Raw genomic sequence first — 19,601 nt, forward strand, 5'->3', positions numbered from 1 at the left:
GATGAAGATCCCCTATATCCCGGAAGACGCACCGTTCAACGCCGACCAGCGCGCCTGGCTTTCCGGCTTCCTCGCCGGCCTGCATTCCCGCCTCGCCATCGAAACGCCGGCCGTGGCCGCAGCTAGCGCACCGGCGAAGGCCGCGAGCCTGCACATCCTCTACGGCACCCAGACCGGCAACGCCGAACGGGTGGCGATGGATGCGGCGGCGATCGCCCGCAGCCTGGGGCTCGCACCGGAAGTGGCCGGCCTCGACGATATCGGCATGGATGAACTTGCCGCCATGCAACGCCTGATCGTCGTCACCTCCACCTATGGCGAAGGCGAGATGCCGGACAATGCGCAACTGTTCTGGGAGGCGCTTTCCGCCGCCGCCGCGCCGCGGCTGGAAGGCTTGCGCTTCGGCGTCCTGGCGCTCGGCGACACCGGCTATGACGGCTTCTGCCAGGCAGGCAAGCTCATCGACATGCGCCTCGAGCAGCTCGGCGCGACGCGCATCCTCGCCCGGCGCGACTGCGATATCGACTACGAGGACCCGGCCGCCGCATGGGTCGGCGAGGCCCTGCCGCTTGCCGCCGCGACGGCGGACAGCGATGGCATTGCGGTTGTCGCACAGCCGCTTGCCGCCGCTGCCCCGGCTCGCGAGGCTTCCGGCTGGAACCGCAAGACCCCCTACCCGGCCCGGCTCGCCGTCAACCGCCGGCTTTCCGGCAGCGCGTCGGCCAAGGAGATCCGCCACTACGAATTCGACCTCGGCGACAGCGGGCTCACCTACGAAGCCGGCGACGCGCTCGGCGTCATGCCGGTCAATGATCCCGCGCTCGTGCACCTCCTCCTCTCCCGCCTCAGCGCCGATCCGCAAGCACTGGTGGGCGACGTGCCGCTCGAAGCCCTGCTCACCACAAAGGTCGAGATCTCGACCCCGTCACGCGACCTGATCGCCGAGGTGGAGCGGCGGGCCGGCAACGAGGAACTGACCCATGTGCTGCGCAACGGCGACAAAGAAGCGCTCGACGCCTTCCTTTGGGGCAAGGATATCTGCGACCTGCTGGCGCTGGCACCCGAAGGGGCGTCTTCGGCGACGGAGTTCGCAGCCCTGCTGAAGCCGCTCCAGCACCGCGCCTATTCTATCTCGTCCAGCCCGCATGCCGCCAGCGGCAGCGTGCACCTGACGATCGCCAGCGTGCGTTACCACGCGGATGGCCGCGATCGGGGCGGCGTGTGCTCGACCTTCCTCGCCGACCGCGTGGCGCAGGATGGGACAGCTGGCATCTTCGTCTCCCAGAATAAGTCCTTCCGCCTGCCCGCCGACAACGACGCGCCGGTGATCATGGTCGGCCCCGGCACCGGCATCGCCCCCTTCCGCGCCTTCCTGCAGGAACGCCGCACCCGTGGCGCAAAGGGCCGCAACTGGCTGTTTTTCGGCGACCAGCACCGCGCGAGCGATTTCATCTACGAGGACGAACTGGCGGAGATGAGCCGCGACGGGCTGCTGACACGGCTCGACCTCGCCTTTTCCCGCGACCAGCAGGAGAAGATCTACGTGCAGACCCGCATGCGGGAGAACGGCAAGGCGCTCTACGCCTGGCTGGAGGACGGCGCGTCGTTCTACGTCTGCGGCGACGCCAGCCGCATGGCCCGCGACGTCGACAGCGCGCTTGCCGACATCATCGCTACCCATGGCGGTATGACGGCAGACCGCGCGACCGACTATATCGCCGGCCTGAAGCGGGAAAAGCGCTATCTTCGCGACGTCTACTGAACTCAGCCGGCGGAGGCCGAAAGCTTGCCGAAGCGCTTGCGGAACCAGTCGGCAAGCAGCTCCTTTTCATGCGCGAACCGTTCGGGCCGCCGCGCCGCCGCGCTCCAGAGATAGGTGGCATTGGTGAGGGTTTCCTCGCCGCGGGCGAGAACCCTGTCGCCTGCGCGAAGCGTGTAACGCAGCTTGAAGCGCGGCGGCGTGGAATCGCGCAGGATGCGGACGTCGTAAAGGCCGGTGTTCCACGGTTCGTATTGCCCGGCAAGCCGCACATCCAGCACTTCGATATCGAGGTGCTGTCCGGCTTTCAGGTAGCGCTTGTCGAGTTTCTGGAGATACCGCGTCAGCTCGGCGGTGATACGCTCGCGTTTCGCCTCGCTGCGGAAATCCCGGTCGCGGTATCGTTCGGGATGGACGAAGGCGACGCGGACCGCCGCCTCGGCAATGGCTTTGGTGAGCATCAGGGCGATGGTGGCCGCTGCAAGGCACTTTACGACACGCATGGATCTTCTCCGCTCATCGGCATGGTCGCATAGGCAGAAGATAGGTTTTCATAAGCCGATCTCACCGGCGTGACGATTGAAACACATTCATCTCTTGTCACGCGGCAGAAACATGATAATTTTTATCATCTTAATACGTTCGGCCCCGTGGCACCATCGGGCGCAGCCATTTGGACAGGGCATCCCGATCCAGAAACGCCGCATAGATAGTCTCCGGCGTCGATCCGATCCGCCCTGAGGGGATATTCCGTCGATCATCCATGGCTCTCCGCTCCCTTCGCAGCCACCGCATTGCGAGCAGTCTGAAGGGAAAGCGGGACTGTTATGAGGTCACCAACGGCGCTTCAACGTCGCCGGAGCAGCTCTCCTTCGCAGCGGATCTGGCCTGGCGGATATACGCCGCAAGCCGCGCAGAATTTGACGGATGCCAATTCCATTGACCGCAGAGATGGGTACAATCCGGCAAGCTGCTTTGCTCATCAGTCGAGGTCCTATCACGTGCCGGCGCAACAGGACGACGATCAGAAGACCCAACCGGCCGTGACCATGCCGCCCGCCTCCACCGAAGGCCTTGCCGCGAGCGAAGCGCGCCTGCGGTTCCTCGACGTGCTCGGCAAGGCGACGGCACCGAGCGCGGATGCGGACGAGATTCTCGCGATCACCACGCGGATGCTCGGGCAATATCTCGACGTCTCCGTCTGCGCCTACGCCGACATGGAGCCCGACCAGGACCATTTCACCATCCGCGGCGACTGGAGCGCCTCGGGCTCCTCCAGCATCCGCGGCTATTATAGCCTCGCCGCCTTCGGCGTGCGCGCGGTGGACGACCTGCATGCGGGGCGGCCGCTCGTCATCAACGACAACCGCGCCGAGCTGCCGCCGGAAGAGGCCGCCACGTTCCAGGCGATCGGCATTTCCGCCACCATCTGTATGCCGCTCGTCAAGCAGCGCCGCCTCACCGCGCTGATGGCGATCCACCACCGGCAGCCGCATGTCTGGCGGCCGGCGGAACTTGCGATTCTCGGCGAGGTGACGGAGCGCTCCTGGGCGCATATCGAGCGCGTGCGCTCGCAGCAGACGGCGCGCGAAGCGGCGGAGCGGCTGAAGCTCGCGACGGACGCCGCCTCGATCGGCATCTGGGACTTCGACGTCACCGCCAACCGACTGACCTGGGATACTCGCTGCAAGGCGTTGTTCGGCCTGCCGCCGGATGCCGAGATCACCTATGAAGGCAGCTTCCTGGCCGGGCTTCATCCGGACGACCGCGACCGCGCGGACAAGGCGGTGCAGGAATCGGTGTTCGGCACCATCACGAAACCCTTCAATATCGAATACCGGACGATCGGCATCACCGATCACCGCGAGCGCTGGATCGCCGCCAACGGTGACGTCGTCGCCTCCGACGACGGGGTGCGGTTCGTCGGCTCCGTGCGCGATATCACCGCGCAGAAGAAGGCCGAACGCCACCTTCAGATCATGAACGATACCGGCGCGACTATTGCCGCCGAACTCGATCTCGAAAAGATCGTCCAGACCGTCACCGATGCCGGCGTCGAACTGTCGGGCGCGGAATTTGGCGCCTTCTTCTACAATGTGCTCGACAATGAGGGCGGGAGCTACATGCTGTACGCCCTGTCGGGCGCCCCGCGCAGCGCCTTCGAGACCTACCCGATGCCGCGGGCAACAGATGTCTTCAAGCCGACCTTTCTCGGCGAAGGCGTGGTGCGCTCCAACGACATCCTGAAGGACCAGCGCTACGGCCACAACCTGCCGAGAAAGGGCATGCCGGAAGGCCACCTGCCCGTGCGCTCCTATCTTGCGGTGCCGGTCATCTCGCGCTCCGGTGCGGTGCTTGGCGGCCTGTTCTTCGGCCATCAAGAGACCGAGCGTTTCGGCGAGGAACACGAGACCGCGCTGCTCGGCATTGCCGGCCATGCCGCAACCGCGATCGACAATGCCCGGCTGTTCCAGGCCGTGGAGGCGGAACTCGCCGAGCGGCGGCGCGCGGAAGCTGCCCTCCAGGCGCTGAACGCCACGCTGGAAGAGCGGGTCGCGGACGAGGTGGCCGAGCGCGCCAAGGCCGAGGAGCAGCTGCGCCAGGCGCAGAAGATGGAGGCGGTCGGCCAGCTCACTGGCGGCATCGCCCACGATTTCAACAACATGCTGGCCGTCATTCTCGGCGGGCTCAGCATGCTGCAACGACGGCTTGCGCGCGGTGACACCGATGTCGGCCGCTTCGTCGACGGCGCAGTGGATGCGGCGCAGCGCGCAGCGACGCTGACGCAGCGACTGCTCGCCTTTTCCCGGCGCCAGCCGCTCTCCCCGCAGCCGCTCGATCCCAACCGCGTGGTCGGCGGCATGAGCGAGCTCCTGAACCGCACACTGGGTGAGACCGTCGCGCTCGAAACCGTGCTTGCTGCCGGCGCCTGGCAGATCAATGCCGACCCTGGCCAGCTCGAAAACACGCTGCTCAATCTCTGCGTCAATGCCCGCGACGCCATGCCGAACGGCGGGCGGCTGACGATCGAGACGGCGAATATCTATGTCGACGACCGTTATGCGCGCGACGCCGGCTTGGAAACCGGTCAGTTCGTGCTGATCGCCGTCACCGATACGGGCACCGGCATGGCCGATGCCGTCGTCGCCAAGGCCTTCGACCCCTTCTATACGACGAAGGCGGTGGGCAAGGGTACGGGGCTCGGGCTCAGCCAGGTCTACGGCTTCGTGCGGCAATCGGGCGGTGCGGTGAAGCTCTACTCGGAAATCGGCGTTGGCACAACGGTCAAGGTCTACCTGCCGCGGCACTACGGCGCGATCGCTGCGGCGGAAGAAAACACCGCGGTGCAGCATCTTTCCCCCGGCCGCGAGGGCGAGGTGATCATGGTGGTGGAGGATGACGACCGGGTCCGCGCTGTCTCCGCCGATGCGCTGCGCGAACTCGGCTATACGGTGATCGAGGCAGCGGATGGCGCAGAGGCCCTGCGCATCATCGAAGGCGGCCAGACCCTCTCGCTGCTTTTCACAGATGTCGTGATGCCGGGCATGTCCGGCCGCGAGCTGGTCGACCAGCTGCGCACGAAGGGCGTAAGCGTGCCGGTGCTCTACACGACCGGCTATACGCGCAATGCCATCGTGCACAACGGCATCCTGGAGCCCCATACGCAGCTCCTGCCAAAACCCTTCACGATCGAGGATCTCGCAAACAAGATCCGCTCGATCCTCGACGTGAAATCCCTGCGCGAAGCCGATTAAGAGGCGATGCGGCGGCCGACCGAGCGGCTGCGTTTGTCCAGCGCCCTGCCCAGCGCATCGATGATGTCGTCGTCGCTGAAGGGCTTGCGCACCACCGCGAGCGCACCGTCGAAACCCTGCTGGACCGGGCCAGGATCGCCCGTCACGAAGATCACGTCGATGCCGAAACGGTCGATCAGGCGGCGGGCGAGCAGGTGGCCGCTATTGCCGTCGGAAAGGCCGAGATCAACCAGTGCAATATCGGTGCGCGGCGCATAGGCGAGCGCCTGCTCCATGGTCGAAACCGGGCCGATGGTCTCATGGCCCTGTTCCTGCACCACCGTTTCAAGAAGTTCCGCAATCAGCGTTTCATCCTCGACGATCAACACCCGCATATCCATCCTCCTCAGGGTCAGTCCGATTTCGACACGTGTTCCGGCTTGCCCTTTCTCTTGGTCGAAGCCATTTCCTTCAGTTCGCCTTCGGACATCGATTTCTCCATGTCCTTGGACGCGCCTTTCAATTCGCTCTTCTTGATATCGCCGCGCTTGGCCGCGAGGGCTGCGCCCGCGGCCTTTTGCTGGGCTTTCGATTTTGCTGGCATGGGAAGACCTCCGTGAGCTTTCGCCCTCGAACTGTCGAAGCCGCCAAAAGTTCCACGCAGCAAAAAGGCCGCCGGCAAAACCGGCGGCCCAAGGCTGCTAAAGGCTGATCCGCGCTGGATTCGAGGCGAACGCGGATTTCGAGGTCAGGCCTTCGGCAGCAGAACCTTGTCGATGACGTGGATGACGCCGTTCGACTGCTTGACGTCAGCGATCGTTACCGTGGCCGTGCCGCCGGTCTCGTCGGTCAGGGTGATCTTGTCGCCGTCCATCTTGGCCGACAGCATGCAGCCGCCGACGGTCTTGACCGGATGATCGCCCTTGTCATCGGCGATCATCTTGCCGATCGCATCGGACATCGCATTGGCCGAAACCACATGGCAGGTCAGAACCTTGACGAGCTGGTCCTTGTTTTCCGGCTTCAGCAGCGAATCGACCGTGCCGGCCGGAAGCGCCGCGAAGGCTTCGTTCGTCGGCGCAAAGACGGTGAACGGACCGGCGCCCGAAAGCGTCTCAACGAGGCCGGCAGCCTTCACCGCGGCGACAAGTGTCGTGTGATCCTTCGAATTGACGGCGTTCTCAACGATGTTCTTGTCTTCGAACATCGCCGCGCCGCCGACCATCGGGTTTTCAGCATGAGCGGCAAAGGCGCTGAGGGCGAAAACGGAGGCGAGAGCGGCGGTGCGGAGCGTGAAACGGATCATGGTGGGGTGGTCCTTCTTTTCGGCCCGCATGATGCGGGTCCTCCCGGTTGCGATGCCCAACGGGCGATCACTTCGAGCAACGGGACCTTGGGAAAAAGAGTTTCAGGACCAGCGATCTTTTTTCGTAATAGATTGAAAAAGCGCGGAAAATTCGGTCAGTCGAACCGCGTAGCGCCCGACGCGATGACCGGTCCGGTCGCGCTGCCCGTCGGCGAGCCGCCGAAAGGTTCGACGCTGACGGCCAGCACCGCGCCCTGCACGAGGCGCCCGCGCATCACGGCCGGCACGGCGAGTTCGCCCTCGCCGGTCTGCGGCAGCACGCCGAGCGAGACCGGCGCCTTGCCGTCTTCGACGAGCCAGAGTTCCAGCGATTTTTCCTGCGCCCTGCCGGCAGCGACCGGTGTCACGCGAAGCGTACCGCTGGCATCGTCATACCGCGCCACGAGATTGACGGTCGCTCCCTCGCCCGCCAAATCCGCAATCAGCTGCCCGCCTTGTACATGACGTGGCCCGACAAGCGTGCTCATCCAGATGCCAAGGCCGGCGGCGACAGCGATCGAGGCGAAGGCCAGCGAGCGCCAGAGCGCCAGCGAATTCCAGAAGCCGCCAGACAAAACCGTGTCGCGCGGGGCCGCGCCGAGAATGCGCTGTTCGATGGCGGAAAAGGTCAGCGGCGAGGGTTGCAGCGCCTCGTAGTCCTCGTTGAAGGTCGCGAGGTTTTCCTCCCAGCGGCTCACCATGGCGGCGAACGCGCGATCGCGCGCCAGCCGCGCCTCGACCTTGCGGCGGTCCTCGGCGGAAAGCACCCCGAGCACATATTCGCCGGCGATCACCTCGTCGCGGCGGGGGTCTTTCATGTCTTTGTCGGGCGCCGTCATCGGCTCATGCACTCTCTCAGTTTCAAAAGGCTCCGGCGAAGCCAGGTTCTCACCGTGTTCAGCGGCACGCCATGCATCTCCGCGAGTTCCTCATAGCTGAGGCCCTCGACATAGGCGCGCCGTACGGCGGCCGCCTTGTCGGGCTCGAGCCGATCCATGCAGGCGTCGATCCGGCGGCCCTCCGAGCGCAATATGGCATTTTCTTCCGGCGTCGCCAGCGGGTCGGCAATATCGTAGGCCGCATCGATGTCCGACGCCACCGGCTTGCGCCCTCGGATTCGGTCGATCGCCTGATGGCGAGCGACGGCGGCAAGCCAGGCCATCGCATGGGTTTCGCTCTCGACATAACGGTCAGCGCGCTGCCAGATCTTGACGTAAACATCCTGCAACACCTCTTCTGCATCGCTCCTGTCCTTGAGGATACGAAAGCAGATGCCAAAAAGTTTCGAGGCGGTCAGATCATAAAGGGCGGCAAAGGCCTTGCGGTCCTTCAGCGACACGCGCCCGATGAGATAGGAGATGTTGTCGCCGGTCACACGCGTCTTCCGTCATGTCGCTGAAGTGCACTCCCCCATTACGCTGCGCGCCGCCGAACGGATCATCAGCGACCGGGTTAGATCTGCCGGCCGATGAGGTGATCGAGTGAATGCCGGTTGGCGCCGCGCACCACGAAGAACAGCGTGATCGCCGCCCAGAGGATCGATTTCTCCGCGCCGAACACGCCCTGCTCCTGCAGCACGCCGTGGAAATAGACGGTGACAAGCAGGATGACGGTCGTCACCAGCGCTGCGAACCGGGTGAAGAGCCCGAGCATCAGGCAGACGCCGCCGGCAAACTCGCTGACCGAAAGCAGCGGCGACCAGAAGGCGCCCGGATAGAAGCCGATGCTCTCCACCATGCCGGCGGCACCGAACGGATCGAGGATTTTCGGCAGGCCATGCGTGATGAGAAGCCCACCGGCCACGACGCGCAAAAGCGTCTCGGCGCCGACATGCAGCCGGCCGTAGAGCGGGGAAAGCGAGGGGATATAAAGGCGAGCGGAAGCCGTCGGCTCCGCGTTGGAATTCGACATGGTGCGCTCCTTTGGGGTTTTTCAGTCGGGACAGTCGGCCCGCCCGGCAACCGGATAGGCAGTGTTTGTGAAGCCGGGGATGGTGATGGCCTTCGGATCGAGGCCGTTGTCGCTCAGCTCGTCGATGATGAATTCGGCGACGGAGTTCGACAGGAGCTGGCGCGGGTCCTCCATCACCATGCGCAGCCGCGAGATGGCGGTGAAGCGGTCGTCCGGATGTTGCAGCCGCGGCATTTCGCTGAGCGTGCCTTGGGGATCAGTGATCACCGCGGCCTCGCCGATATCGGGCACGAAGGCGGGGAAGCCGGCAAACATCTTCCCGCCGATCTCCGCCGTTACCCGCGTCTTGCACCAGAGCGTGCGATAGGCCTTCTCCAGGTCTTGCAGGTCGGCACCGCTCTTGATCATGTCGAGGTTGAGGCTCGGCGCGTGCGGGGAGATCAGCAGATGCTCGGGCGCAAGCGTCTTTTGCGACGCACGCCACAGGAGATGGCACATATTGTTGGTGGCCCAGGTGAGACCCGCCGTCGGCCGGCCGGAACTGCCGCAGATCATCACCATCACGGTGCGCCAGTCGAGTTCCAGCGAATTCAGCCAGCGCATCATGCGGTGCGTGATATCGAGGAAGGTCAGCGCGAAGGTCGCGACCATGACGTCATTATAGGGAACCGGTAGGCCGCCCGGCTGCGGCGGCTCCAGGAAACGCTCGCGAAGGGCTGCGTAGGTGAAGACGGAGGGGTCCGAAAGCCCGGCGCGCAGGTAGTCTTCGCTGGCGCGACAGGCATAGTCGACCACGTCGACAATCTTCGGCTCCCAACCTTTCCAAGCCTCGACCGCGACGTTCTCGGTCCAATATGGCACGGACGAGATTGCGCGCACCTTCTCGCATCGCGCCAGGAACCGGCGAGCCCAGACCTGCCATCCATCCATTCCCTCCTCCTGCATCTCGACCACCCAGGCCATGGCGGTGCCGAGATGGGAGACGGCGGTCAATTCCTTGAAGCCGCGGGTGCTGTGGCGAAAGCTCTCATAGACCGGATCGCGACCGCGGCCGGGGAAGAGCACGAGGTCGGACCCGGTCGAGATCAGGAGGGGCGTGTCGGCGGTCGCATCGCGCTTCTTCTGGCTGAGTTCGGCCGCGATGCTGCTCGGGCCGGTGTAAAGCTCGTAGAGATCGACGAAACGCGGATCGGGTCTGTAGGACATGGACTGACTGCTCCTGAAACGGCGAACGCGCCGTTCAACCTAGAAATTCATAAATCGCGGTGTTTTCCGAAAACCGGACGTCCGGCGTCAGGCTGTTCGTCACGACGAGATGCTGCCTGCCGTCGGCCTCGAAGAAGGCGGCATCCGTGCCGCCGAAGGTCTCGAACTGGTCAACGCGCTCCCAGGTTTCGCCAGACCAGACGTAGATCACGGACAGGAGATCGGTCTTCGGCGCCTTCGGCGAGCCCTCGATGAAGTTGACCTGCACGAGATAGTGCCGCCCGCCGCGGGTGATGGAGGCGAACTCCCGTCCGCCCGGGCCGCTCAGCACCTGCATGGGCGCGAAACGCTCGCCGTCCCACCGGTAGACGACCGTGTCGTCGGCGATGGCGGCGAAGGCCACCTGCACGGGGCCTGGCACCAGCAGGACATGAAAGGCGCGGCCGGTCTTGCCCTCGAAGCGCTGGAAGACCGCAAAAGTCTCGCCGGCCCATTCGAGCATCACCGACTTGCCTGTGTGGTCGGCATAGGCGAGGAACTGCCGGTCGCCGACGACGATCTTCGTCCAGTTGTAGCCCCAGGGACCGTCGAGCGTCAGGAAGGGCACGAAGGCGGCGCCGTCCCATTCGAAGATCGCGGACTGGCGTGGATTGGTGGCCTCGACACCCTCGACGGTCACGCCGAGTGCCAGCGCGAGGAAGAGGCGATCACCGAAACGCAAGGCCTTCCACTGCTTGGCGAGGAAGCCCGCAAAGCGCTGGAACGGTGCCCATTCGCCTTTGATATATTCGTAAACGGCGGAATCGACATTGGGCTGGTAAGGCCCCGCCCCTGTGCGGGCACTAGCGGTGGCGAGGAAACGCCGATCGCCGATCGTGAAGAATTCCGCATCCTCGCCGCCCGGAACCGGCAGGCTGGTGGCCGGCACGAAGCCGCCGTTCACCCATTCGAAGATCAAGAGGTCGGTGTTGCTGTCGCCGCTGTTCATATGCGCCGGCAGGTCCGCCACGTCATAGGCAAGCTGCGGGATGGCGAGAAAGAGGCGGCCATCCATTCGAAAAATTTCGCAGGCGCGGGCGCCGGAGGTCGGCAGGCTCGCGACGCGCCGCAGCAGCCCGCCCTCGGACAGGACGCTTCCGTTGCGCTCCTCCCGCTCGCTCCTCATTGCTTTATCCACGAATGCCTCCCTGCATGATGATTTCTCCGCCCATTATTGGGAGAATTCGCCGCGCGCAGCCAATTCAATTTTTGCGCGTTTTGTTTTGCAAAATGCATCAATCACTGCCTATCATCCCATCGTCTAAAACGACAAACAAATGCCGCCCCGGATAATCGCCATGAACTTCAAGCACTTGCTCTATTTCCGCACGCTCGCCGAGGAGCTGCATTTTCGCCGCGCGGCCGAAAAGCTCAACATAACCCAGTCGCCGCTGTCGATCGCGATCCAGAACCTGGAGGAGGAGCTGGGGGCGCCGCTGTTCCTGCGCACCCAGCGCAGCGTGCAGCTCACGGAATTCGGCCGACTGCTCTATCACCATTCGCTCGGCATTCTGGAGCGCATCGATACGTGCGAACAGGAAATGAAGGCGGTGGCGAGCGGCAAGGCCGGGCAGTTGCGCATCGGCTTTACCGCCGCCTCCTCCCTGCTTTCGCCGTTTCCGGCGTTGATCCATGCGTTCCGCAACCACTATCCCGATATCAACGTCACGCTGAAGGAGCACACCAGCATCGCGCAGTTGCGGGCGATCGGCGAGCGGGAGCTGGATGTCGGCGTAATCCGCCGTCCGCAGCGCAACCTCGTCTCCGGGATTTCGTTCCGCAAGCTCGCGACGGACCGGCTAGTCGTCGCGGCGCACAGCGGCCACCCGCTGCTCGAAAAGGCGGAGATCCGTATCCAGGACCTCGCCGATCAGAATTTCATCTTCTACCCGCGCAAGATCGGCGTCGGCATCTACGACCAGTTCATCGAACTGTGCGGCAAGCGCGGCTTCTTCCCCAACATCGTGCAGGAGGCACAGGAGGCGACGACGATCATCGGCCTCGTGGCATCCGGCCTCGGCATCGCCGTCGTGCCATCGGGCCTGCAATTCATCAAGATCCCCAATGTCGCCTTCCTGCCGCTTGCCGATGACGATGCGGAGACCGACCTGTTCCTGGCCTTTCGCGCCGGTGAGGAAAATCCCCGCATCGCCCATCTCATCCGGCTGGCGCAGACGGCCTTCCACAACCAGGAAGGCTGAGGCCTTTCAGCCCCAGCCTGCCCGTTCAGGATTTTTGCGCCCAACCTATTCGTCGAGCCAGGTCGAGGATTGGTCGAGGTAGAGGAAGTTGCTGGGGTTGAAGGTCCAGCCCTTCAGCGCGGCATTCATCGCGACGATGCGTTCCAGCCAGACGACCGGCACCGAATAAGACTTTTCATAGAGCCGGCTTTCGAAGGTGCGCAGCAGCGCCATGCGTTTCACCTTGTCCTGCTCCAGTGCCTGTTTGTGCCACAGATCGTCGAGTTCGCGATCCGTGAAGCGGCCGGCCGAGCGGGCGGACACGTCGTGCGAGACATATTTCGTCATCTGCTCGGTCGGCTCCTCGCGCAGCGCCGAATAGATGTCGATGATCACCTGGTAGGACCCTTCCGAAAGCGCGGCCGCCCACGGCGGGGTCTCGACGACGACGTTGCGGGCGTTGACGCCGATCTGGCGCCACTGGTCTGCCAGGAAGACGCCGAAATCGACGACGATCGGCGGGCCGTTGCGCACCGTCAGGTCAAAACTCAGGTTCTCCTGGCCGGCCTCCTTGAGCAGGCGCTTGGCCTCCTCGCGCGCTGCCGCAATATCGGTGCCAAAGCCAGCCATCTTCTGAAGCTCGGCGTCGGAGGCGGCGAACTGCCCGCCCGGCAGGAAGATGCCGCCTGCATAGCGCATTTCGGTCGTGCGGCCGAGGCCCTTGACGCCGCCCCACCGGTCGATGGCGAGGTTCAGTGCGCGGCGCACGCGCTCGTCGTCGAAGGGCGGCTTTTCGGCGTTGAAGGTCACCAGGAAATGGGTGAGCGCCGGGCCGGATTCGATGGAAATGCCGTCACCGAGGCTCTGCTTCAGCCGGTCCGCACCCTGCGGGCTGACACCGCGGAAATCCGTATGGATCTGCCCGGCCTGGATGGCGTTCACCACCGCCGGCCCCTCCATCGTGTAGGATTCGAGCCCGTCGAGATAGGGCTGGCCCTCGCGGAAATAATCCTCGAACTTTGAGGACTTCCAGACCGAGCCCGAGACGAACTCGTCGAAGACGAAGGGCCCGCTGCCCATCACCTTCTCTTTCGGATAGCTCGCATCCGACTTCAGCAATGCTGCCGAATAGACGCAATTATAGGGCGAGGCGAAGGTGCCGAGCACGGATTCGTCCCATTCCTTCAGCTTGAAGCGCACCGTGTAGTCATCGACGACATCGATCTTCTCGATCTGGCGGAAGGTCTCCAGTCGCTCCGAAACCACGCCTTCCGGCGGCCAGGTCAGCCGATCGTAGGTCGCAGCGATGTCGGCGGCCTTCAGGTCGCTGCCGTCGTGGAATTTCACGCCCTGGCGAAGCTTGAAGGTATAGGTCAAATCCGCGGGATTGGCCTCCCAGCTATCGGCAAGGTCCCCCTCGATATCGGGATAGCTGCCGGGCTTGAAGCGCAGCAGGGTGGAATAGTGCGGCGCAAGCCGCATCAGGGCCGCAAAATGGTTGGCGGCGTGGCAATCGAAGTTGGCGGGATCGTCACTCACCGCATAGCGCAGGATGCCGCCCTCCTTCGGCACCGGCTCCTGCGCGGCCGCGACAGCGCCGTTCAGCAGCAGCGCGCCCATCGCGGCAAGCGCCAGTATCTTCCCGTGGATCGTCATGTCGTTTCCTCCCTAGAAACATGCAAAGCAGTGTCAGCGGTCAGCGCGCGCCTTCGGGTCGAAGACGTCGCGCAGCGCATCCCCGAACATCGAGAAGGCGAAGACCACCAGTGCGATGGCGAGGCCGGGATAGATGACGATCCACGGCGCAGTCATCGAGGTGTTGAAGGCGTTGCCGGCGAGCATCAGCCCCCAGGACGGCGTGGGCTCGGCTACACCCAGTCCGAGATAGGACAGCGACGCCTCGATGAGGATCGCCTGGCTGATGAAGGCGGTGAGCATCACAATGTACGGGCCGAAAATGTTCGGCGCCATGTGGCGCACGATGATGCGCAGGTCGCTGAAGCCGAGCGTCACGGCGGCGTCGATATAGGACAGGTTGCGGATGGTCAGCGCCTGCGAGCGGGCGACACGCGCCATCTTCGGAATGATCGGCAGGGCGATTGCGAAGACGAGGTTGAGGTCGACCCCGTAGACCATGTTGCGCCCCAAGCTGGAGACGAGCACCAGCGCCAGAACCGTGATCGGGATCGCCAGCAGGATTTCCATGAAGCGTTCGACGATGGCATCGACCCAGCCGCCGGCATAGGCGGACGTGATGCCGACGAAGAGGCCGATCGTGCAGCCGATGAAGCTTGCCGAGACGCCGATGAGGAAGGCCGTCCTGCCACCGAAGAGGATGCGCGAAAGGAGATCGCGGCCAAAGCTGTCGGTGCCCATCCAGTGGGCGAAGGACGGCGGGGCGATGGCGTTTCCGTAGTCGGTGGCGAGCGGGTCGTAGGGCGCAATCCACGGCGCGGCGAAGGCGACGACGAACCCGAGCACGATCAGCACCAGGCCGAGCGCGCCCAGCGGCTGGCCGAGAATGTGTTTCATCACCGGCCCGCGCGGCTTGGGCAGGGTCGTCCAGAGTTCGGTTGCGGCGGAGGATTTGCGCATGGCTTCAGCCCAACTGGATACGAGGGTCGATGACCGCATAGGCGAGATCGACCAGGAAATTGACGGCGATGAAGATCAGGGTCAGCACCATGACGATGCCCTGGATGACGATGAAGTCGCTGCGCGACACGGACTCGATGAACAGGCGCCCGATGCCGTTCAGGCTGAACACCTGCTCGATGACGACGAGGCTGCCGACGAGCAGTGCGAATTCGAGCCCGATCATGGTGATGGTCGGCAGCAGCGAATTGGGGATGACATGGCGCCGGATGATGGTGCGCATCGCCAGCCCCTTGGCCCGCGCCGTGCGCACGAAATCCTCGTGCATGGTCTCGATGACCGAGGAGCGCATCATGCGGATGAGGATGGCGGAGTAGCGGTAGCCGACCGCAATGGCCGGCAGGATGAGCTGTTGCAGCGCCGTCAGCGGGTTCTTGAACAGCGAGGCGGTGCCGAGCGGCGGCAGCCAGTTGAAATACCACAGCATGGCAAGCGCCACGACCATGCCGAACCAGAACGACGGCAGCGCGATGCCGGCAATGGCAAAGGAGCGGATCGCATAGTCGACGGTGCTGCCCGGATACATGCCGGCGATGGTGCCGAGTGGGATGGCGAGCGCGATCGCCACGATCATGCTGAGTGCGGCCACTTCCAACGTGACGGGCAGCCGGGAGAAGATTTCCTCCGCGACGGGCTTGCCGGTCCAGTGTGACTGGCCGAGATCGAGCACGGCCAGCCCCTTCAGGAACTCGAAATATTGCACGATGAGCGGCTGGTCGAGGCCGAGGCGGGCGCGCTCGGCGGCGACGAGCTCCACCGATGGATTGCCGCCCTCGGCGCGCAGCATCGTCTCGACGAGATCGCCGGGCAGCACATGCAGCATGAAGAAGGTCAGCGTCGCCACGCCGAGAAGGGTGGGAAGGGCCAGAAGCAGGCGTCTGCCGATGAACTGGAGCATGATCTCAGACCCTTATGCAGGCGACGCGGTGGGTATCGGAAAAGGCGACGGGCGGTGGTACGACCTTCGCGCACGCCTCCACCGCCATCGGACAGCGCGTGCGGAAGACGCAGCCGCTCGGCGGATTGAGCGGCGACGGCAGCTCGCCGGTGATCTTCGCCTCCGGCCCCTGCCCCGCATCCGCCGCGAAAGACGGCACGGCCGCAAGCAGGGCGCGGGTATAAGGATGGCGCGGCGTAGAAAAGAGCTCGGCGCGCGTCGCCGTCTCGACGACCCGGCCGAGATACATCACCGCCACGACATCGGAGATATGCCGCACGACCGCGAGATCGTGGGCGACGAAAAGGTAACTAAGGCCGAGCTTCGCTTGGAGGTCGGCGAGCAGGTTCATGATCTGCGCCTGGATCGACACGTCGAGCGCCGAGACGGGTTCGTCGCAGACGATCAGCCGCGGGTTCATGCCAAGCGCGCGCGCAATGCCGACGCGCTGGCGCTGCCCGCCGGACATCTGATGCGGATAACGCTCCGCCATCTCCGCCGGCAGGCCGACCAGGCCGAGCAGTTCCTCGACGCGCGCCCGGGCCTCGCCCTGTGACTTGCAAAGGCCGTGCACCAAGAGCGGCTCAGCGAGGATGGAGGCGATGCGGTGACGGGGATTGAGCGAGGTGGACGGGTCCTGGTAGACGACCTGGATCTGCCGCCGCAGCGCGACAAGATCCCGCTTGCCCGCCGACAGGATGTCCTGCCCCGCGAAATCGGCACGGCCGGAGGTGGCGCTCTGAAGCCTCAGCAGCGTGCGCACCACCGTCGTCTTGCCGCAACCCGATTCCCCGACGAGACCGAGCGTACCGCCCTGCGGAATGTCGAAAGACACATCCTCGACCGCACGCACCACTGCCCTGCGCTTCAGGTGAAAGTGGCGCGTCAGGCCACGCACACTGAGCACTGTCGTGCCAAACGTGTGCTCGGCACCTGCCGCCGCATGCTCTCCCTCCTGTGGCAGCACATCGACGACCGGATGGAAACAGGCATAGCGCCGGTCGCGGGTGACCGTATCGGCCGGCACACTGCCGCAGGCCGCTGTCGCCGCGCCACAGCGGGGGCTGAAGGCGCAGCCGGATGGGAAACGCGCCGGGCTCGGCGGTTGTCCGGGGATCGTGTGCAGCCGCGCCGCACGCGGCAGGTCGAGCCGCGGGACGGCCATTAGCAGGCCCGCCGTATACCGATGCCGCGGCTGGCGCAGCACATCCTCGACCGTGCCGGATTCGATGATCCTGCCGCCATACATGACGTTGACGCGATCGGCATAGCGCGCCACCAGCGCCAGATTATGGGTGATCAGCACGAGGCCGACGCCGGTCTCCTTCACCAGAGCGCGCAGGAGATCGAGGATCTGCGCCTGGATGGTGACGTCGAGTGCTGTGGTCGGCTCGTCGGCGATGATGACCTTGGGATTGCAGGACAGCGCAATCGCGATGACGACGCGCTGGCGCATGCCGCCGGAAAACTCGTGCGGATACTGGTCCATGCGCCGTTTCGGATCCGTCACGCCGACCCGCTTCAGGAGGTCGATCGCCCGCTCGCGTGCGGCGGCGCGGTCGATGTCCAGGTGTTCCAACATCGGTTCCATGATCTGGCGGCCGACGGTCATCAGCGGATTGAGCGAGGTCATCGGCTCCTGGAACACCATGGCGATGTCGCGACCGCGCAGCCGCCGCATCTCGCTTTCCGGCAGGCGCAGATAATCCCGCCCCGCAAGGCGCACCTCGCCGGAAAACCGCGTCGTCGTCGGATCGGACAGCAGGCGCATCACCGCGAGCGACGAGACGGACTTACCGCAGCCGGATTCCCCAACCAGCGCCACCAGCTCACCGGCCCGCACATCGTAGCTGACGTCGCGCACGATATGCAGCAGCCGGTCGTTCGAACGGAACTGAACGTTGAGATTGCGGACGGAGAGAAGCGGTTCCGCCGCGGCATCCGGTCGTGCTTGCATGGTTCCGGCCTCAGTCGCGTTGTGTTCCATGGCCGCTATGCTGGGTAATCCTATATACATCTGCGTGCCCTGCCAGCCGGTATCAATGCCGGTCCTTCATTCGAAGCCGAAGAGCCTGTTTGGGTTGTCAACGAGGATTTTCTGCCGATCGGCGGCATCCGGCGCCCATTCGACGAGAAGATTGAGCAATTCGCCTGTGTCGCGGCCCGATTTCGGGATGTGCGGCCAGTCCGATCCCCAGATGGCGCGGCTCGCATCCGTCTCGACGATCGCCTTCGCCACATGGGCGACGGCGCCGTAGCCCTTGTCCTTGGCGACGCGATAGGGGCCGCTCAGCTTCAGGTAACAATGGCTCTCCGTCATCAACGTCAAAAGTTTTTGGAAATCCCTCTCCGTCAGCCCGTCCTCCTCCATCATGTAGCCCATGTGGTCGATGACGTAGGGGGCGGTCAGCGTGCCGAGGAAACCGATCAGGTCGCGCACGACGCGGCCCGGCACGTAGAATTGCAGGTGCCAGCCGAGCGGCGCGATCTTCGCCGCCATCGCGGTGATATAGGCCTGGATCTCCGCGATCGGCCGGTCTGCGCGCTTGAAGAGATCGAGGCGCAGGCCGCGAATGCCCTGTTCGTGCAGGGCCTCCAGCTCGGCCGACGACACATCGTCCTCCACCATCGCGACGCCGCGCGCGCGTTGCCCGGCCACCTTCAGCGCATCGAGCATGCAGCGATTGTCCGTGCCGTAAAAGCTCGGCTGCACGATGATGTAGCGTTCGAGATGCAGCACCGTCATCAACTCGTGGAAATGATCGAGCTTGCCGTCGGGAAGCGTGTAATGGGGCTTCGGCACATGCGGATAAAGCGATTCCGGCCCGAAGACATGCATATGCGCGTCGCAAGCGCCTTTCGGCACCTCGAAGGAAGGCCGGGTGAGGCCTGCAAGTGGCAGCATGGGTTCGGAGGTCAGCGGTTCAGTCATCGAAAATAGTCCCTGCAATGGTCGTGAAGAATCAGGCGGAGATGGCGGCACGCCACCGGGCGATGCGCTGGTCGAGAACGTCGACGAAGATGTCGGTATCTATGGCCGCGAAGACGTAAGGGGCGGCGCCGAGATCGACCAGTTCGCGGTAGTGATCAGGCCCCTGGAGGCCGCCGATGATCACGAGCTTGCCGTGTTTCGCGCCAACCTCAATGGCCCGACGGCAAAGCGTGGTGATCGCCTCCGCACGCACGTCGCCAAAAATGTTCAGGTTCGCGGAAAGATCGTTCAGGCCGAGCCCGATCGCGTCCACGCCGTCGACGGCGGCGATCGCATCGATATTGTCGATGGCATGGGCGGATTCCAGCAGGACCTGCAGGAAGACCGAGCGGTTGGCGGCCGCGGCCCTCACCTTGCCATCCATTCTGCGGAAGCCGAAGGGAGACGTGAGCGCATTGTGCGACCGGCTGCCTTCGGGCGGATAGCGGCAATAGCTGACGGCCTTGCGCGCATCCTCGGCCGTCTCGACCTGGGGGATGATCAGTCCGGAGGCGCCGCCATCGAGCACCCGCCCGATCACGCCGAAATCGCCCTCCGGCACCCGTACCCAGGCTTCGAGCCCCAGGTCGCGCGCCGTCGCCGTCATCTGGGCCGTCGTATCGAGTGGGATGGTGCTGTGTTCGAGATCGATCCAGATGGCGTCATAGCCGGAACTTGCCGCCATGCGCACGAAATCCACCGAACGGGCGGTGCGGATGCCCAGCGAATAGCATGGCTCCCCGGCCCGCAGGCGCTCGGCAAAAGTCCGGCCGTCAGGCGACGTCACATCCAGCATAGGCTCTCCTCCCATTCGGATGCGAATGTTCATCCGATGATCGAAAGCTAGCCCATGCCGGTGATTAC

General features: G+C 64.5%; 18 protein-coding genes. 3 read left to right on the forward strand and 15 right to left on the reverse strand.

Translation table 11 applies throughout. The annotated features are described in order from the left end of the window. Window position 1: 1 nt before the first annotated feature. Window positions 2-1,762 carry a sulfite reductase subunit alpha gene (locus tag GB927_RS00355; protein ID WP_256114498.1) on the forward strand — a complete coding sequence of 587 codons (1,761 nt, stop codon included), beginning with the start codon at window positions 2-4 and terminating at the stop codon, window positions 1,760-1,762. A gap of 2 nt (window positions 1,763-1,764) precedes the next feature. Here GB927_RS00355 and GB927_RS00360 read toward each other — a convergent pair whose 3' ends face one another. Next, on the reverse strand, window positions 1,765-2,262 hold the full coding sequence (locus GB927_RS00360; RefSeq protein ID WP_256114499.1) for a DUF3016 domain-containing protein: 498 nt from the start codon (window positions 2,260-2,262) through the stop codon (window positions 1,765-1,767). Between the two features lie 498 nt (window positions 2,263-2,760). Between GB927_RS00360 and GB927_RS00365 the strand changes: the two genes are divergently transcribed. Then, complete coding sequence (locus tag GB927_RS00365) at window positions 2,761-5,514, forward strand: GAF domain-containing protein (RefSeq protein ID WP_256114500.1); 2,754 nt, start codon at window positions 2,761-2,763, stop codon at window positions 5,512-5,514. Here the strand turns inward: GB927_RS00365 and GB927_RS00370 are convergent. From GB927_RS00370 to GB927_RS00405, 8 genes are all read right to left on the reverse strand, one after another. Beyond that, a complete protein-coding gene (locus GB927_RS00370; RefSeq protein WP_256114501.1) occupies window positions 5,511-5,888 on the reverse strand; it encodes a response regulator in 378 nt (125 codons plus the stop codon). The two genes, GB927_RS00365 and GB927_RS00370, sit on opposite strands and share 4 nt — an antisense overlap. Window positions 5,889-5,905: 17 nt before the next feature. Next, on the reverse strand, window positions 5,906-6,097 hold the full coding sequence (locus tag GB927_RS00375; protein ID WP_256115396.1) for a DUF3008 family protein: 192 nt from the start codon (window positions 6,095-6,097) through the stop codon (window positions 5,906-5,908). Window positions 6,098-6,241: 144 nt separating this feature from the next. After that, window positions 6,242-6,799, reverse strand: a complete 558-nt coding sequence (locus GB927_RS00380; protein WP_256115397.1) for a fasciclin domain-containing protein — start codon at window positions 6,797-6,799, stop codon at window positions 6,242-6,244. Window positions 6,800-6,954: 155 nt separating this feature from the next. Then, complete coding sequence (locus GB927_RS00385) at window positions 6,955-7,677, reverse strand: anti-sigma factor (protein ID WP_256114502.1); 723 nt, start codon at window positions 7,675-7,677, stop codon at window positions 6,955-6,957. After that, window positions 7,674-8,213, reverse strand: coding sequence for a sigma-70 family RNA polymerase sigma factor (locus GB927_RS00390; protein WP_256114503.1), 540 nt, complete (start codon window positions 8,211-8,213; stop codon window positions 7,674-7,676). The genes GB927_RS00385 and GB927_RS00390 overlap by 4 nt, the downstream gene beginning before the upstream one ends. 77 nt (window positions 8,214-8,290) lie before the next feature. Then, the gene (locus GB927_RS00395) at window positions 8,291-8,749 is read right to left on the reverse strand and encodes a DoxX family protein (protein WP_256114504.1); all 459 of its coding nucleotides are present in this window, start codon (window positions 8,747-8,749) and stop codon (window positions 8,291-8,293) included. A 21-nt stretch (window positions 8,750-8,770) separates the two neighbouring features. Next, a complete protein-coding gene (locus tag GB927_RS00400; RefSeq protein ID WP_256114505.1) occupies window positions 8,771-9,955 on the reverse strand; it encodes a DUF5624 domain-containing protein in 1,185 nt (394 codons plus the stop codon). Between the two features lie 34 nt (window positions 9,956-9,989). Beyond that, window positions 9,990-11,132 carry a hypothetical protein gene (locus GB927_RS00405; RefSeq protein WP_256114506.1) on the reverse strand — a complete coding sequence of 381 codons (1,143 nt, stop codon included), beginning with the start codon at window positions 11,130-11,132 and terminating at the stop codon, window positions 9,990-9,992. A 160-nt stretch (window positions 11,133-11,292) separates the two neighbouring features. Between GB927_RS00405 and GB927_RS00410 the strand changes: the two genes are divergently transcribed. Next, complete coding sequence (locus tag GB927_RS00410; RefSeq protein WP_256114507.1) at window positions 11,293-12,195, forward strand: LysR family transcriptional regulator; 903 nt, start codon at window positions 11,293-11,295, stop codon at window positions 12,193-12,195. Window positions 12,196-12,240: 45 nt separating this feature from the next. Here GB927_RS00410 and GB927_RS00415 read toward each other — a convergent pair whose 3' ends face one another. The 6 genes from GB927_RS00415 to GB927_RS00440 all read right to left on the reverse strand — a co-directional run bounded on the left by GB927_RS00415 (window position 12,241) and on the right by GB927_RS00440 (window position 19,533). After that, window positions 12,241-13,830, reverse strand: coding sequence for an ABC transporter substrate-binding protein (locus tag GB927_RS00415; RefSeq protein WP_256114508.1), 1,590 nt, complete (start codon window positions 13,828-13,830; stop codon window positions 12,241-12,243). 33 nt (window positions 13,831-13,863) lie between these two features. Beyond that, complete coding sequence (locus tag GB927_RS00420; protein ID WP_256114509.1) at window positions 13,864-14,769, reverse strand: ABC transporter permease; 906 nt, start codon at window positions 14,767-14,769, stop codon at window positions 13,864-13,866. Window positions 14,770-14,773: 4 nt separating this feature from the next. Continuing rightward, a complete protein-coding gene (locus GB927_RS00425) occupies window positions 14,774-15,727 on the reverse strand; it encodes an ABC transporter permease (protein ID WP_256114510.1) in 954 nt (317 codons plus the stop codon). Between the two features lie 4 nt (window positions 15,728-15,731). Further along, window positions 15,732-17,723, reverse strand: a complete 1,992-nt coding sequence (locus GB927_RS00430; protein WP_256114511.1) for an ABC transporter ATP-binding protein — start codon at window positions 17,721-17,723, stop codon at window positions 15,732-15,734. Between the two features lie 96 nt (window positions 17,724-17,819). Continuing rightward, window positions 17,820-18,698, reverse strand: coding sequence for an amidohydrolase family protein (locus tag GB927_RS00435; protein WP_256114512.1), 879 nt, complete (start codon window positions 18,696-18,698; stop codon window positions 17,820-17,822). A 31-nt stretch (window positions 18,699-18,729) separates the two neighbouring features. Next, window positions 18,730-19,533, reverse strand: a complete 804-nt coding sequence (locus GB927_RS00440) for an HpcH/HpaI aldolase family protein (RefSeq protein ID WP_256114513.1) — start codon at window positions 19,531-19,533, stop codon at window positions 18,730-18,732. Window positions 19,534-19,601 lie beyond the last annotated feature (68 nt).

The organism is Shinella lacus (assembly GCF_010994755.1).
GTDB lineage: Bacteria > Pseudomonadota > Alphaproteobacteria > Rhizobiales > Rhizobiaceae > Shinella > Shinella lacus.